General features: G+C 65.3%; 13 protein-coding genes. 4 read left to right on the top strand and 9 right to left on the bottom strand.

Annotation, left to right across the window (positions count from 1 at the left end; genetic code table 11):
- Nucleotides 1–135: 135 nt before the first annotated feature.
- From ABMA59_RS02160 to ABMA59_RS02145, 4 genes are all read right to left on the bottom strand, one after another.
- Nucleotides 136–1,464 carry an FMN-binding glutamate synthase family protein gene (locus tag ABMA59_RS02160; protein ID WP_349003646.1) on the bottom strand — a complete coding sequence of 443 codons (1,329 nt, stop codon included), beginning with the start codon at nt 1,462–1,464 and terminating at the stop codon, nt 136–138.
- Between the two features lie 6 nt (nt 1,465–1,470).
- Nucleotides 1,471–2,160 carry a GltB/FmdC/FwdC-like GXGXG domain-containing protein gene (locus ABMA59_RS02155; RefSeq protein WP_349003645.1) on the bottom strand — a complete coding sequence of 230 codons (690 nt, stop codon included), beginning with the start codon at nt 2,158–2,160 and terminating at the stop codon, nt 1,471–1,473.
- Nucleotides 2,161–3,057 (bottom strand): class II glutamine amidotransferase, encoded by an 897-nt coding sequence (locus ABMA59_RS02150; RefSeq protein ID WP_349003644.1) that lies wholly within the window; start codon nt 3,055–3,057, stop codon nt 2,161–2,163.
- A gap of 150 nt (nt 3,058–3,207) precedes the next feature.
- Complete coding sequence (locus ABMA59_RS02145) at nt 3,208–3,849, bottom strand: helix-turn-helix domain-containing protein (protein WP_349003923.1); 642 nt, start codon at nt 3,847–3,849, stop codon at nt 3,208–3,210.
- A 303-nt stretch (nt 3,850–4,152) separates the two neighbouring features.
- On the opposite strand from ABMA59_RS02145, the gene ABMA59_RS02140 reads away from it, so the two are divergent.
- Nucleotides 4,153–5,154, top strand: a complete 1,002-nt coding sequence (locus tag ABMA59_RS02140; protein ID WP_349003643.1) for an ornithine cyclodeaminase family protein — start codon at nt 4,153–4,155, stop codon at nt 5,152–5,154.
- Nucleotides 5,151–6,629: an HAL/PAL/TAL family ammonia-lyase gene (locus tag ABMA59_RS02135; RefSeq protein WP_349003642.1), complete on the top strand. Its 1,479-nt coding sequence runs from the start codon at nt 5,151–5,153 to the stop codon at nt 6,627–6,629. Before ABMA59_RS02140 ends, ABMA59_RS02135 begins: the two co-directional genes overlap by 4 nt.
- On the opposite strand, the gene ABMA59_RS02130 is transcribed toward ABMA59_RS02135, so the two are convergent.
- From ABMA59_RS02130 to ABMA59_RS02110, 5 genes are all read right to left on the bottom strand, one after another.
- On the bottom strand, nt 6,593–7,540 hold the full coding sequence (locus ABMA59_RS02130; RefSeq protein WP_349003641.1) for an ABC transporter ATP-binding protein: 948 nt from the start codon (nt 7,538–7,540) through the stop codon (nt 6,593–6,595). The genes ABMA59_RS02135 and ABMA59_RS02130 overlap by 37 nt on opposite strands.
- Entirely contained in the window at nt 7,537–8,505 is a 969-nt protein-coding gene (locus tag ABMA59_RS02125) for an ABC transporter ATP-binding protein (protein ID WP_349003640.1), read from the bottom strand. Before ABMA59_RS02125 ends, ABMA59_RS02130 begins: the two co-directional genes overlap by 4 nt.
- Nucleotides 8,502–9,335, bottom strand: a complete 834-nt coding sequence (locus ABMA59_RS02120) for an ABC transporter permease (RefSeq protein WP_349003639.1) — start codon at nt 9,333–9,335, stop codon at nt 8,502–8,504. Before ABMA59_RS02120 ends, ABMA59_RS02125 begins: the two co-directional genes overlap by 4 nt.
- Before the next feature lie 2 nt (nt 9,336–9,337).
- Entirely contained in the window at nt 9,338–10,330 is a 993-nt protein-coding gene (locus ABMA59_RS02115; protein ID WP_349003638.1) for an ABC transporter permease, read from the bottom strand.
- 85 nt (nt 10,331–10,415) lie between these two features.
- Nucleotides 10,416–11,972: an ABC transporter substrate-binding protein gene (locus tag ABMA59_RS02110; protein WP_349003637.1), complete on the bottom strand. Its 1,557-nt coding sequence runs from the start codon at nt 11,970–11,972 to the stop codon at nt 10,416–10,418.
- 233 nt (nt 11,973–12,205) lie between these two features.
- On the opposite strand from ABMA59_RS02110, the gene ABMA59_RS02105 reads away from it, so the two are divergent.
- Both ABMA59_RS02105 and ABMA59_RS02100 read left to right on the top strand, forming a co-directional pair.
- On the top strand, nt 12,206–14,215 hold the full coding sequence (locus ABMA59_RS02105; RefSeq protein WP_349003636.1) for a CocE/NonD family hydrolase: 2,010 nt from the start codon (nt 12,206–12,208) through the stop codon (nt 14,213–14,215).
- A 281-nt stretch (nt 14,216–14,496) separates the two neighbouring features.
- Nucleotides 14,497–14,940, top strand: coding sequence for a hypothetical protein (locus ABMA59_RS02100; RefSeq protein ID WP_349003635.1), 444 nt, complete (start codon nt 14,497–14,499; stop codon nt 14,938–14,940).
- Nucleotides 14,941–14,984 lie beyond the last annotated feature (44 nt).

The following is a 14,984-nucleotide window of genomic DNA, read 5'->3' as shown; positions in this document are numbered from 1 at the left end:
TCCGGTGCCATTATTCGGTAAGCGCTGGGGGACAGTTTACTTTTTTCCGCCCGCGCCAGCCTTGAAACGGCTCCGCCCTTCTGCGGAAAGAAAGTAAACTGTCCCCGGCATTTCCTGTTGTTCCGTCCTGCGCCCCTAGTAGCCGTTCCTGCCAGGTATCCAGTCCGTGCCGGCCAGCGGCACCTGCGCCATAGCCGCCGCCTCGACCGTCAGCGCGCAGAGGTCCTCCGGCTCCAGATTGTGGACGTGGTTCTTGCCGCAGGCGCGGGCAATGGTCTGCGCCTCCAGCGTCATCACCTTCAAGTAATTGGCGAGCCGCCGTCCGGCGGCGGCAGGGTCGAGGCGCAGCATCAGATCCGGATCCTGGGTGGTGATGCCGGCCGGGTCCTTGCCCTCATGCCAGTCGTCATAGGCACCGGCGGTGGTGCCGAGGTCGTTGTATTCCGCCTCCCAGCGCGGATCGTTATCCCCGAGCGCCACCAGCGCCGCCGTGCCGATCGACACCGCGTCGGCGCCGAGCGCCAGCGCCTTCGCTACATCCGCGCCGTTGCGGATGCCGCCCGAGACGATCAACTGCACCTTGCGATGCATGCCTAGGTCCTGCAGTGCCTTCACCGCCGGGCGGATGCAGGCCAGCGTCGGCATGCCGACATGCTCGATAAAAACTTCCTGCGTGGCCGCCGTGCCGCCCTGCATGCCGTCCAGCACCACCACGTCGGCGCCGGACTTCACCGCCAGCGCCGTATCATAATAGGGCCGCGCACCGCCGATCTTCACATAGATCGGCTTTTCCCAATCGGTGATCTCGCGGATTTCGAGGATCTTGATCTCCAGATCGTCTGGGCCGGTCCAGTCCGGGTGACGGCAGGCCGAGCGCTGGTCGATGCCTTTCGGCAGCGTGCGCATGTCTGCGACGCGGTCGGAAATCTTCTGGCCGAGCAGCATGCCGCCGCCGCCGGGTTTGGCACCCTGCCCGACCACGATCTCGATGGCGTCGGCGCGTCTGAGGTCGCGCGGGTTCATGCCGTAGCGCGACGGCAGGTACTGGTAGACCAGCGTCTGCGAATGGCCGCGCTCCTCCTCCGTCATGCCGCCGTCGCCGGTGGTGGTCGAGGTGCCGGCGATGGTCGCGCCACGCCCGAGCGCTTCCTTGGCCGGGCCGGAAAGCGAGCCGAAACTCATGCCGGCGATTGTGATGGGGATTTTCAGCTCGATCGGATTCTTCGCATGCCGGCTGCCCAGAACGACCTCGGTGCCGCAGCGCTCGCGATAACCCTCCAACGGATAGCGCGAGATCGACGCGCCGAGGAACAGCAGGTCGTCGAAATGCGGCAGCTTGCGCTTCGCGCCGGCACCGCGGATATCATAAATGCCGGTGGCCGCCGCGCGGCGGATTTCCGACAGCGTGTAGTCGTCGAAGGTCGCCGACTTGCGCGGCGCGGTCGGCGGGTTGCGATAGGTCATGCTGCCTCAATACGCGTCGGCATTGTCGATGTTGAAATTGTAGAGTTTTCGCGCCGAGCCGTAGCGCGTGAATTCCTCAGGCTCGACGCCGGTCACGCCGGCGCGCTCCAGCAGCTCGCGCAGGCGCTCCAGATGTTTCGGCTTCATCTTCTTCTTCACGCAGTCGGCGCCCAGGCTTTTCACTGCACCGCGCACGAACAGCTTCGCCTCGTAGATGGAATCACCGAGCGCGTCGCCCGCGTCGCCGAGCACCACCAGAGTTCCCGACTGTGCCATGAAGGCCGACATGTGGCCGATCGAGCCATGCACGACGATGTCGATGCCCTTCATCGAGATGCCGCAGCGCGACGATGCGTTGCCCTCGATGACCAGCAGCCCGCCGCGCCCGGTGGCGCCGGCATATTGGCTGGCATCGCCTTTGACCACGATCACACCTGACATCATGTTCTCGGCGACGCCCGGCCCAGCCGAGCCATGAACTGTGATCTCGCCGCCGTCGTTCATGCCGCCGCAGTAGTAGCCGACGCTGCCGCGCACATCGACGCTGACCGGCTTGTCGACACCGGCGGCCACCGCATGGCTGCCGCGCGGATTGAGCACTTCCCAGGCGGTCTCGTTCGAGCCGTCCGGAATGTCATGAAGCGCCTGATTGAGGTCGCGCAACGAAGACTTTGCGAGATCGATGACGACCGGCATTCAGTGCTCCCAGAAATAGACTTTCGCCGGCTCAGGCTCCCAGACTTTTGCCTCGGCAATCCCCGGAAGGCCGGCGAGCGCCCGGTATTCCGAGCCGAAGGCCACGTACTGGTCGGTCTCTGCCATCACGGCGGGCTTGCAGGCGATGGGGTCGCGCACCACGCCGAAACCGTTGCGCGTGCCGACGACGAAGGTGAAGAAGCCGTCGAGGTCGGAAAGCGTGCCTTCCAGCGCCTCGCCGAGGTCGCTGCCGTCCTTCAGGCGCGACGAGATGTAGGCCGCGGCGACTTCCGTGTCGTTTTCGGTCTCGAACCGCATGCCCTTGCGGACCAGGTCGCGGCGGACATTGTTGTGGTTGGAGAGCGAGCCGTTATGGACGAGGCACTGGTCCGGCCCGGTCGAGAAGGGATGCGCGCCAAGCGTGGTGACCGCCGATTCCGTCGCCATGCGGGTGTGGCCGATGCCATGCGTGCCGCCCATGGCGTCGACGCCGAAGCGTTCGACCACCTGCCGGGGCAGGCCGACCTCCTTGAAAATCTCGACCGCATCGCCGGCTCCCATGACGCGCACGTCCGGCCGCAAGGCCGGCAGCGCGTCGCGGGCAGCCTCGAGCTTGCCGGCGGGCACCTCGATCACCGCATGCGTGGATTTCACCTGCATTGCCACCTTCGCCGCAACCACCTTGCCAAGTTCGGCGGCGAGGCCGTCGAAATCCTGTTCCGGCCGGGCCGACTGGATGGTGATCTTCGCCTTGCCCTTCGAAGAGGGGCCGTAGATGGCGATGCCTGCGCTGTCGGGTCCGCGGTCGCTCAGCGACACCAGCATTTCCGACAGCATGGCGCCCAATTTCGGCTCAAGCGCCTTGTCCTTCAGGAACAGTCCGACGATGCCGCACATGGCACAAGTCTCCGCTGCAAGCTTCACCGCTACGAATAGCAGAGGTCGCCACCGCCTTCAACCACCATGAATTTTATATTCATGTGAGGGAAATCAGCAAAAGCGCGCGAGTTAGCCATGAAAGCGATTGTCGGACATTGCCGCCGACGCTCATTCGCTGCTGTTCTGGGGATAGGAGATGATCGACAGATAGCGCATCGGCAGTTTTGTCAGTTCCTCGGGCCCGTGCGGGGCGTCGGCGTCGAAGAACAGGCTGTCGCCCGGCGTCATGCGATAGAGATTGCTGCCATGGCGGTAGAGCACTTCGCCCTCCAGCATGTAGAGGAACTCCATGCCGTCGTGCTGGAAGGTTGGGAAGACGTCCGAGTTTTCCGTCAGCGTGATGAGATACGGTTCGACGACGACTCCGCTGGTCGTCCCGCCGACATGGCCGAGCAGCCGGTATTGGTGGCCGGCCCGCGTCCCGCGGCGTTCGACATCGACCCCCTCGCCCGCTTTGACGAACACCGCCTTGCGATCTTCCTCGAAGCGCCGCAGGAAGGCCGTCAGCGGCACGCCGAGCGCCCGCGACAGCGCCTGCAGCGTGGTCAGGGAGGGAGAGGTGTTGCCGTTCTCGATCTTGGAGAGCATGCCCAGCGAGATGCTGGCAGTGGCCGCCAGATCGGCGACGGTGATGCCGAGCTTTTTCCGGAGCGCCCTCACCTCGCGGCCGATGGCCACCTCCAGAACGTTCTCCTTGGGATCGCGGACCGCGTGCGGATTCTGGTTCAGCGGATGTGGCGTGTGAACCATCTCGCTGGCAGGACCGCGCCCGGGAGGCGCGACTGCTTCCCCTGCGGGCAGTGGCCTGCTGACGTGTTTTTCCCTGGCCATCGACCGCTTCCCGTTGCGTCCCTTTTCACTCCCAGTGAACAGGCAGACAAGCAGGAAGTCCATTGCAAATCGCCGCGGGGCTGCGTCGCATTCCGGAGGAAGAAGCGCCCAGCCGCTCGCCGGGTTGCTGGCCGGCGGCTCGACCGCGCCGGGCGGCGGGCGATTGCGTCATGTGAGCAATGCTCCTATCACCCTGCGGGTAGCCAGGAAAAAGCAGGTCCGATGACGCCGATCTATATCGACTATCTCAATGCCCTCGACATCGATGCGCTGGCCATGACGGACGCCGAAATCCTTGAGGCCGTCGAGGCGGGACTGGTAGCGCAGGGCAAAGGCCAGACGGTGATCGAGCCGCGCGTGCATCTCGAACCGAATCCAGATTTCCACGGCCATTTCAACGTCTTGCGCGGCTACGTCGCGCCGCTGGACGCGGCCGGGGTAAAGATCGTCGGCGACTATGTCGACAATTACCTGCACGGGCTGCCGTCGGAATTCGGTATCCTGAACCTGTTCGATCCGCGTACCGGCATGCCGCGCGCCATTCTGGACGCCACCGTCATCACCGACATGCGAACCGGCGCGGTGACGGCGCTCGGCGCAAAACACCTGGCGCGCAAGGGCTCGAAAGTGCTGGCGCATATTGGCGCGCGCGGTACGGCGTATTGGAATGTGCGCCTGCTGGATTCGCTGTTCGATTTCGACGAGATCCGCGTGCATTCGCGCCGCCCGGAAAGCCGGGATGGTTTTGCGGCAAAGCTGTCGGCCGTTCTCGGCAAGCCGGTAAGGGCAACGCAGGATTGGCAAAGCGCCATCGAGGGCGCCGATATAATCGTCGAGGCGTCACGGCTGTCTCAGCCGGAGCCGATGCTGAAGACGGAATGGATCAAGCCGGGCGCCTTCGTGGTCCCCTACGGCACGATGAGCGCGGTGGAACTGTCTCTGACCGACATCATGGACAAGATGGTGGTGGACGACTGGGGCCAGTGCAGAACCGGAAAGTTCGGCTCGCTGCGCGCCCATGTCGAGACCGGCCGGCTGAGCGAAGAAACGCTGCATGCCGAACTCGGGCAGATCGCGGCGGGGCTGAAGTCCGGCCGGGAAAGCGACGACGAGACGATCTTGTTCTGGCATCGCGGCCTGTCGCTCTCCGACATCGCGCTGGGCAAGGCGATGCTTACCAAGGCGGCGGCTAGGGGCATCGGCCAGAGGCTGCGCTTCGCGTGACCACGGTCGAGATCGGTGCCGCTCATGTCACGGTGGAGGACGTCGCCGCCGTCGCGCGCGGTGGCGCGGTGGTCGCCGTCGCTCCTGCCGTCGGAGAGCGGCTGCGCAAGGCGCGCGAAGTCTTGGATCGGGTCGCAGCCGATGGTCAGCGCATCTACGGGCTGAACACCGGGCTGGGCGCCAATCTCGGGACCTCGGTGGAGGGCGACGCTTCCGAATTCCAGCGGCAGTTGCTGCATGGCCGCTCAGGCGCGGTCGGCGATCCCCTGCCTGCCGAGACTGTCCGCGCGACGATGTTCGCGCGCGCCGCCATGCTGTCGCGCGGCGGGTCGGGCCTTTCGCCAAAGGTGTTCGAAGCGCTGGTCGCCGCGCTGAACGCAAAAATCCATCCGGTGATGCCGTCGATCGGCTCCATCGGCGCGGGCGATCTCGTGCTGATGACCGCCTTGGCGCGTTGCCTGATCGGCGAAGGCGAAGTCGAGTTTTTCGGCGAGCGCCTGCCGGCGGTGGAAGCACTGGCGCGCGCCGGACTGTCGCCCGTCACGCTGGGACCGAAGGACGGACTGTCGCTGATCAATTCTTCCGCGGTATCTGCCGGCGCCGGCGCGTTGGCCATCGCCGATGCCCTGTCGGCCTTCGACCAGCAGCAGCAGGCGGCGGCGCTGACCATGGCGGCCTGGGGCGCCAACCGCTCCATCCTCGATCCCAGGCTGCAGGAGGCGCGGCCGGCTCCCGGACAGGCCGAGGCGGCGGCGCAGTTGCGCGGTCTGCTGGGCGAGGATGACGGACTGCCGACGGCCCTCCAGGACCCGCTGTCGATCCGCTGCATTCCGTCAATCCACGGCGCGCTGATCGACGCGATCGGGCGGGCGCGGCACGCAGCCGAAATCGAACTCAACGCAGCCGCCGACAATCCGCTGGTGCTGGCCGATGACGGTCTTGTGCGGTCCACCGGCAATTTCCACACGCCGGCGCTGGCGCTCGCCTGCGAGACGCTCGGCCTCGCCATCGCGCAGGCCGCCGCAGCAAGCGCGGCGCGTTTCATCCAGTTGACCAGTTCCGGCCGCAATGGCCTGCCGAAATACCTGTCGCCGGTCGGCGGCGCGTCGGCCGGTTTCGTGCCTTTGCAGAAGACGGTGACCGCAATCCTAGCCGCCATCCGCCACAAGGCTAACCCGGTCATGCTCGATTTCCTGCCAGTCTCGGAAGGCGTCGAGGACCACGCCACCCAGACCCCGCTGGCGGTCGCCAAATGCGCGGAGATGATCGCGCTATGGCGGCGGCTGATTGCCTTTGAATTGATGGCCGCAACGCAGGCGGTCGACCTGCGTGGCGGTGTCGCCCTGGCTGCGGCCACCAGGACGATCCACGCGGCAGTTCGCGCACATGTGGCGATGTTGCGGGCGGACCGCCCGCTCGGCATCGACGCGGAAGCGCTCTACGCGGCGCTTTCCAGCGGGAAGTGGCAGGCGTAGCGCTGGCCCTGCGGCCCGGTCAGCGCCGGCTCTTCCACCTTGCAACGATCCTGGACGCGCGGGCAGCGCGTGTGAAACCGGCAGCCGGAGGGCGGGTTCGACGGGCTCGGGATCTCGCCCGACAGCACCAGCTTTTCCCGCTTGTGCTCGGGATCGATGACCGGATTGGCCGACAGCAGCGCATGCGTATAGGGGTGGCGCGGCGCGCGGAAGACGCTGCGCGTAACCCCCTCTTCCACGATCTTGCCGAGATACATGATGGCGACGCGGTCGGTGACCCGGCCGATGACGTTGAGATTGTGGCTGACGATCAGGATGCCGAGCGAGTGCCGCTTCTGCAGGTCGGCGAGCAGGTTCAGCAACTCGCCCTGCACGGACACATCGAGGCCGGCGGTGGGCTCGTCGGCGATGAGGAAGGACGGATCGGTGACCAGCGCACGGGCAATCGCCACCCGCCGCGCCTGGCCGCCGCTGATCTGATGGGGATATTTTTCGAGCTGGGCCTCGGAGAGACCGAGTCGCTTGACGATGTCGAGCACCTGCGGCCAGCGCTCGCGGCGGTCGAGACTATGGATCTTGATCGGCTCGGCCAGCAGCGACGCGATCTTCATGCGCGGTGACAGCGACGACAGCGGGTCCTGAAAGATCATCTGCACGCGGCGGCGCAGCCACAGCCGGTCGGCGCGGGTCAGGCCGGTCAGGTCGCGGCCCTCCAGAAATACTTTTCCGGATGTCGGCCGGTTGAGCCCGACCAGCGCCTTGGCGAGCGTCGTCTTGCCGCTGCCGCTTTCGCCGACCAGCCCGACCGTCTCGCCAACCCTGAGCGCCAGACTGATGCCGGCCACGGCCTGCACGCCACCGGAAAAAATGATGCGCAGGTCTTCAACCGCTATCGTAAGAACAGCGGTCATGCGAGCCAGCACGCCGATCTGTGGCCGGCTTCGACATCGCGCAGAGGCGGCTCCTCGGCGCATCTGTCGAAACGCGACGGGCAGCGCGCCGCAAAAATGCAGCCCTTCGGCACATCGATGAGATCGGGCAGACCGCCCTTGATGGTTGTCAGCGGCTCGCCCGGCTCGTCCTCCGGATCGATCTCGCAGGCGAGCAGCGCCAGCGTGTAGGGATGGCGCGGGTTGCCGAACAGGTTCTTCGTCGGGGCACTTTCCACCACCTTGCCTGCATACATGACCGCGACCTCGTCGCAGAGTTCGGAGATCAGGCCGAGGCTGTGCGAGACCAGCACGATCGAACCGCTGAAATCGGCGCGCAGGTCGCCGATCAGTTTCACGATCTGTGCTTCGATGGTGACGTCAAGCGCCGTGGTCGGTTCGTCGGCGATCAATATGTCTGGTTCGCAGAGCAGCGCCATCGCGATCATCACGCGCTGGCGCATGCCGCCGCTAAGCTGGTGCGGATAGGCGGCAAGCCGCGCCTCGGGATTGGAGATGCCGACACGTTTCAGCATGTCGCCGGCCCGTTTCAGCAGTTCGCGGCGGCCGATCTTCGGGTGCCGGTTGCGCTGCGCGTCGACCAGTTGCGTGCCGATTGAAAAGACCGGGTTGAGCGCGGTCATCGGGTCCTGGAAAATCATGGCGATGCGCCCGCCGCGCAGTTTTTGCAACTCCTCCGGCGGCGTGTCGAGCAGGTTTTCGCCGTCGAGTTCGATGCGGCCGGCAACCCGCCCCGTATTGTCCGGCAGCAGGCCGAGCAGGGCCAGCGCCAACGTCGACTTGCCGCTGCCGCTCTCGCCGACAAGGCCGACGACCCGATTGCGCGGGATCGACAGGCTGACGTCGCGCAGCACATGCAATGCGCCCTTCGCCGTGGAAAAATCCACCGATAGATTTTCGATTTTGACCAACGCATCCGCGCTCATGGCTCGCGCCTCAATTTCGGGTCGAGCGCATCGCGCAGGGCTTCACCGAACAGGGTGAAACCGAGCGTGGCCAAGGTCAGCGAGCCGCCGGCCACCAGCACCGGCCAGACCGACTGTTCGAGATAGGTGAAACCGTCGAACAGCATGGTGCCCCAGCTCGCCAGCGGCGGGCGGATGCCGACGCCGAGGAAGGAAAGGCCTGCTTCCAGCGTGATCACCACCGGAATGTTCATCGAGGCGAGAACTACGATCGGGCCCACGATGTTGGGCAGGATATGGAAGGTCAGGACGCGCCCGCTGGAGGCGCCCAGCGCGCGCTCGGCCTCGATGAACGGTCGCTCCTTGACCGCGAGCGTCTGCGCCCGGGCCACCCGGCCGAACTGCGGCACAAAGACGATTGTGACCAGGATGATGATGTTGATCAGTCCAGGGCCGAGCACCGCCACCAGCGCGAGCGCCAGGATGAGGCTCGGGAACGAGCTGATGATGTCGAAGGCGGCGAGGATCGTCCGCTCGACGGCCGCCGGCCCACTGGCCGCGACGACGCCGAGCAGGATGCCGGCGGCCAGCGCCGTGGCCGTGACCGCCAATGCCACGCCGACGGCGATGCGTGTGCCGAACAGCGCACGGGAGAACAGGTCGCGGCCGAGATGATCGGTCCCCAGCCAGTGCGCGGCGGAAGGCGGGGTCAGCCTTGCGGCGACATCGAGCTGATTGGGCATGTGGGTGGCGATCAGCGGCGCGGCCACCCCGCCGAGGATGACGAGCAGCGTCGCCACCATTCCGAGACGGCCGCTGGGGCTCGCCCATATGCGCCGGAACACCTCCACGCTCAGGCTCCGCCACCGGCCCGGCCGAGGCTCTCGCGCACGCGCGGATCGAGCCAGGCATAGGAGAAATCGACCAGCAGATTGACCAGCACGAAGATCGACACGACCACCAGGATGCCGCCCTGGACGATCGGGTAGTTGCGGTTCCTGATCGCGTCGAAGATCAACGAGCCCAGCCCCGGCCGGTTGAAGATGATCTCAACGAACAGCGCCCCGCCCATCAGTTCGCCGATGCCGACGCCAAGAATAGCGACGGTCGGGATGCAGGCCAGCTTCAGCGCATATTTCATGACGATGCGGCGTTCCGGCTGGCCGTAGGCACGCGCCGTACGGATATACGGCTCGTTCAGCACCTCCAGTAGCGAGGAGCGGACAAGCCGCGCGATATAGCCGATCCAGCCGACGGCGAGCGCTATCGTCGGCAGCACCAGATGATGAAGCTGGTCGAGCGGATCGCCCGCATCCCCTGCCCCCAAAACCGGAAACCAGCCGAGCCGGACCGAGAAGAAGTAGAGCAACGTGATCGCCACAACGTAGCTCGGCGTGGCGACCAGCCCGACGCTGGCGACCGCGAGCGCCTGGTCGAGCAGGCTGCCCTGGCGGACGGCGGCGTAGCAGCCGATCGGAATACCGATCAGCACGGCCAGCCCGATGGCCGAGACGGCGAGCAGCATGGTGTTGGGCAAGGCAGCGAAAACCATGCCGGCGACCGGGCGGCCGTTGATGACGTCGACGCCGAGATCGCCTCGCAGCGCATTGGCGAAAAACACCGCGACGCGCTCATAGAGCGGCAGGTTGAGGCCCATCTGTTCGCGCAGCAGGGCGGCGGCTTCCGGCGTTGCGCGCGGGCCGAGCAGGATGGTCGCGGGATCGCCGGGCACCAGCAGCGTCAGGCAGCAAAGCAAGGTCATCGAGCCGATCAGCACGAGTACGGCCGTCGCCAGCCGGAAAGCGCCGTAGCGGAACAGGCTGCCTTCGGTCCAGAAACGGTTCATGCGGCGCGGCCCTGGCATACTGCTAACGGCAAGCGCCCGGCTCGAAAGCCGGGCGCCTCAATGTCCTCGCTTCCGCAAAGAAAGGTCAAGCCTGCTTGAACGAAGCGTACTGCCACTGGTTGCCGTTCGGCAGGATGCCGGGCGACAGCGTGTCCTTGAAGCCGAACGTGTAGGCGTTGTGGGTGATCCACCAGAAGGCCGCGGACTCGTCCATCAGCTTTTGCGCGGCAATGTAGATTTCCTCGCGCCTCTTCACGTCGGTCTCGATGCCGCCCTGCTTGTGCAGGTCGTCGAACCCCTTGCTACCCCAGCGCTGCCAGTTCCACTTGCCGATCTGGTCTGAGGTGAACCACTGCGTCTGGAAACCGGGATCGAATTTGCCGCGATATTCGACCAGTACGAGGTCAAGATCCTTCGAGGCGTCGTTCTCGCCATAGGCCCAGTAGGCACCCTCGTCGATGGCGTCGATCTGCACGTCGATGCCGATCTCGGCGAGGTTGGCCTGCACGACGGCGGCCGTCGCCTGCGCAACCGCCTTGTTGAGCACGGTGAGCCGCGTCGAGAAACCGCCGCCCTGCCCCGCTTCCTCAAGCAGTTTCTTTGCGCCGTCGATGTCGCGCTCGCGCTTCGGCGCATCGGCCCAGTAACCGAGGATGCCCGGAGCCTCCAGAGCATAGGCAGGTTCGACCGAGCCGTTATAGGCGGCGGCGATGATGGCGGGAATGTCGAGCGCCAGCCGCACCGCCTGGCGCACGCGAACGTCGTCGAACGGTTTCTTCTCGATGTTCGGGCCGATCCAGATGTAGTCGATGGCCGACAGTTTTTCGACCTTGAGGCCCTTGGTCGCGCCGACGTCCTTGGCGACCGCCGGATCGAGCCGGGTAAAATCGATCTCGCCGGCCTGCAGCGCGAGCTGCGCCGTCTTGTCCTCGGCGATCGGCTTGCCGACGATTTCCGAAAAAGCCGGCTTGTCGCCGAGATAGTCGGGATTGGCGACGAGCGTGAAATGGTCGCGCGGCACCCACTCCTTCAGGATGTAGGGGCCGGAGCCGATCGGGCTGGTCTTGTATTTTTCGCCGAGTTCCTCGAACGCCTTCTTGGAGATGATGACCCCGGAACCGTCGGCCAGCGCGATCAGCCACACGGCCGGCGACGGGTTCTTCAGATGGATTTTTCCGGTCAGCTTGCCGGTAACCTCGACCGACTCGAGCGCCGCCCAATCGTCGGCATAGTCGACCTTCTTGCCGTCAGGCCCCGGCGTGATGAAGCGCTCGAACGAGAACTTCACGTCCTCGGCGGTGAGTTCGCCATAGTTGCCGCTGAACTTCAGCCCTTCCTTCAGCGTGAACTCGATGGTCTTGTCGTCGACCTGCTTGATGTCGGCCGCCGCGTCGTTCTCCCATTCGGTCGAGCCCGGCTTGAATTTCACCAGCCCCTGCCCGACCGCCAGGATGACGTTGACGTCGGTCGCGCCGGTACGGTTCGCCGGATCGAGGTTCTTAAGATCCTCGTCGATGCGCACGACGATGCGGCCGTCGGCGGCATGAACGACATTCGACCATGGCTGGCCGAGCACGGTGACCCCCACCGCTGCCGCCGCGGTCCCCGCTAGAAAACCTCTCCGCGTAAGTTCAAAGCTCATGGTCGTTCCTTTCAAAAATCCGGTTGACGGCGACGTGCGATGAGAAAATTCGTCCCAGCCCTCAAACTGGATGGAAGTCATTTCGCGCACAAGAAAGACCTCTTCGCAAGGCCGATACGTCTAGACAAATCATTCCGTTTTGGCCTTGTTTCGTGGAACGCGATGGCAGCCGTCGCCAACCCCCTTCATGGCGGCCGGCCGGTGCCGCCATCCAATCCCGGAAAGAAGCGTCGATGAACATCCGCACAGTCCATGATTTCCCCAGGCGCGTGCGCACCATCGACACGGAATGGATCGTGCTTGCTGACGGCACGCGGCTTGCCGCCACCATCTGGCTGCCGGAGGATGCGGTGCAAGATCCGGTGCCGGCGATCCTCGAATTCCTGCCCTACCGCCGCCGCGACAGCACCGTGCTGCGCGACCGCCAGATGCATGCCTGGTTCGCCGGACACGGCTATGCCGGCGTGCGCGTCGACATGCGCGGCTCCGGTGATTCCGAAGGCATTTTGCACGACGAATATCTTCCGCAGGAGCAGGCCGATGCGGTGGAAGCCATCGCCTGGCTCGCCGCGCAAAAATGGTGCAGCGGCACCGTCGGCATGATGGGCATTTCCTGGGGAGGGTTCAATTCGCTGCAGGTGGCGAGCCACCGTCCGCCGGCGCTGAAGGCGATCATCACCGCCTGCTCCACCGACGACCGTTATGCCGACGACTGCCACTTCATGGGCGGCTGCCTGCTCAACAATTCGATCGCCTGGGCATCCACCATGTTCGCCTACGGCGCTCAGCCGCCGGACCCGCTGGTGGTCGGCGAGCGCTGGCGCGACATGTGGCTGGCACGGCTGGACGACAACCCGCTGATGGCTGCCACCTGGATCGAGCACCAGACCTATGACGACTACTGGAAGCAGGGTTCTGTATGCGAGGATTATTCGCGGATCGAGGCCGCCGTCTATGCGGTCGGAGGCTGGGCCGACGGCTATTCCAACGCCATACCGCGCATGTTGGCCGGCCTGCCCGGACCGAAAAAGGGGCTGATCGGCCCGTGGGCGCATGCCTGGCCGCATGCCGCGCAGCCCGGCCCGCGGATCGGCTTTTTGCAGGAGGCGCTGCGCTGGTGGGATTTTTGGCTGAAGGGGATCGACAATGGAATAATGGATGAGCCTGTCCTCCGCGCGTGGATGCAGGAGAGCGTGCGCCCGGCGACCACCTATCCCGAGCGGCCAGGCCGCTGGATCGCCGAGACGAACTGGCCGCCGGAGAATCGCGCGTCAAAAATCCTTCATCTCTCCGACCGGGCGCTTGCCCCCGAACGGTCAACCTGCGAACCCATCCTCATCGCTTCCAGCCTGTCGACCGGCGTTACCTTCGGCGAATGGTGTCCCTACGGCCTCGCCGGCGAATTGCCGGCCGACCAGCGCCCCGACGACGGCCGCTCGGTGTACTTCGATACGGCACCGCTCCCCAATCACATCGAAATCTTCGGAGCGCCGGTTGTGACGCTCGACCTCGCCTCCGACAAACCCTCCGCGATGATCGCCGCGCGGCTGGAGGACGTCGCACCGGACGGCTCGTCGACGCTCGTAACCTACGGCCTGCTCAATCTCACCCACCGCAATGGCCACGAGAACCCCGAACCGCTTGAGCTGGGCGAGACCTACCGGGTCGAAATCGTGCTCAACGACAGCGCGCAGGCGTTTCCCGCTGGCCACCGTATCCGCCTGGCACTGGCCACGGCACACTGGCCGATCGCCTGGCCGTCAGCTGATCTCGCTACACTGACACTGTCGACTGGTTCGCTCAGCCTGCCTGTGCGAACGGCCTCGCCGCTGGACGAACGCCTCACGCCTTTCGGCGAGCCGCAGGAGGCGGAGCCCGAACCCTATACGGTCGGAAAGCTCGCCGGCCGCAACCGTACCATCACCGAAGACCCGATGACCGGCGAAACCACGGTCACCGTGCATCGCGAACGCGCGTCTTACACGCTGCCGAAGATCGGGCTGTCCTTCGCGGCGGATTCCGAGGAGCATTATCGCGTTCGAGAAGGCGACCCGTCGGCGACGACCGCCGAAACCCGAGCGACATGGCGGCTGCATCGCGACGGCTGGGACATCCGCACCAAGACATCGACGCGCGTCGCCTGCACTTCGACCACGTTTGAGATTAAGGCGACGATGGAGGCCTATGAAAACGGCGAACTGGTGAAACGCCGCGACTGGGACCGGAGCATCCCACGTCTGTAGTCGGCATGCGTTGTGGCAAGGGTCATTTTTCTTGACCGGCGCCGCCCCTCACTGTCCTGCCGGACTTCTCTCCCGGCAGCACAGTAAGGGGGAGTGCCCTGGTCAAAACAAACAGGCGGCGGTATTATGCCAGGGCCTTTGAACTTGCTCGCCGCCGGTATCGGGCATTGCATGGTCTTCCACACTGATACGATGCCATGCTGGAAGGATGAGATGAATAGGAAAAAATTCCTTGATCTTTTCCAGCCCGCTGTTATTGTGTGCCTCGAACGGAGGCTGAGATGGACCGGGCGGAACGCCAATATGAGCAGGAGACGCTGGAGAGCATCGCAGCGACGCTGATTAGGCTGGCCGTTCTGGCCGAGTTCCTTTGCGTCCTGCCGCTCTGGATTCGCGTTCTGGTGCTTTCGATGCTGCGGCCGGCGGAGGCCGTTGCGCGGGCGTTTGCTATCGGCCAGGCCGACGGCGCGCTTGCCTTGCCCCCGACTGCGGCGGGCGGGGTTGAGGCCGATGGCTGCGCCGAGGCTTTGCGGCTCGCCCGCTGCTTGCGCGCGCTGGCCTTCGTCTTCGGCGGCTTGAAGGCTCCTGTTGGGCGGCGGCTGTTTCGCAGCGAGCCAAATCGAAGTGTTACGCACCGCGCGGCGGCGATGGCGCGGCGAGATCAGGTAATGGAGGCGCGGCGCGCAATGGCCTGCCCCGAGGCGGGACGTATCGATACGTCGTGACGGCCGCACATGCAGGGTTTGACTTGTCGCGGATTCGAACGCCA

This window comes from Mesorhizobium yinganensis, from assembly GCF_040081985.1.
Taxonomy (GTDB): Bacteria; Pseudomonadota; Alphaproteobacteria; order Rhizobiales; family Rhizobiaceae; genus Kumtagia; species Kumtagia yinganensis.
Note: the sequence above shows the minus strand (reverse complement) of the source record. Positions and strands in the feature narration are given on the sequence as shown.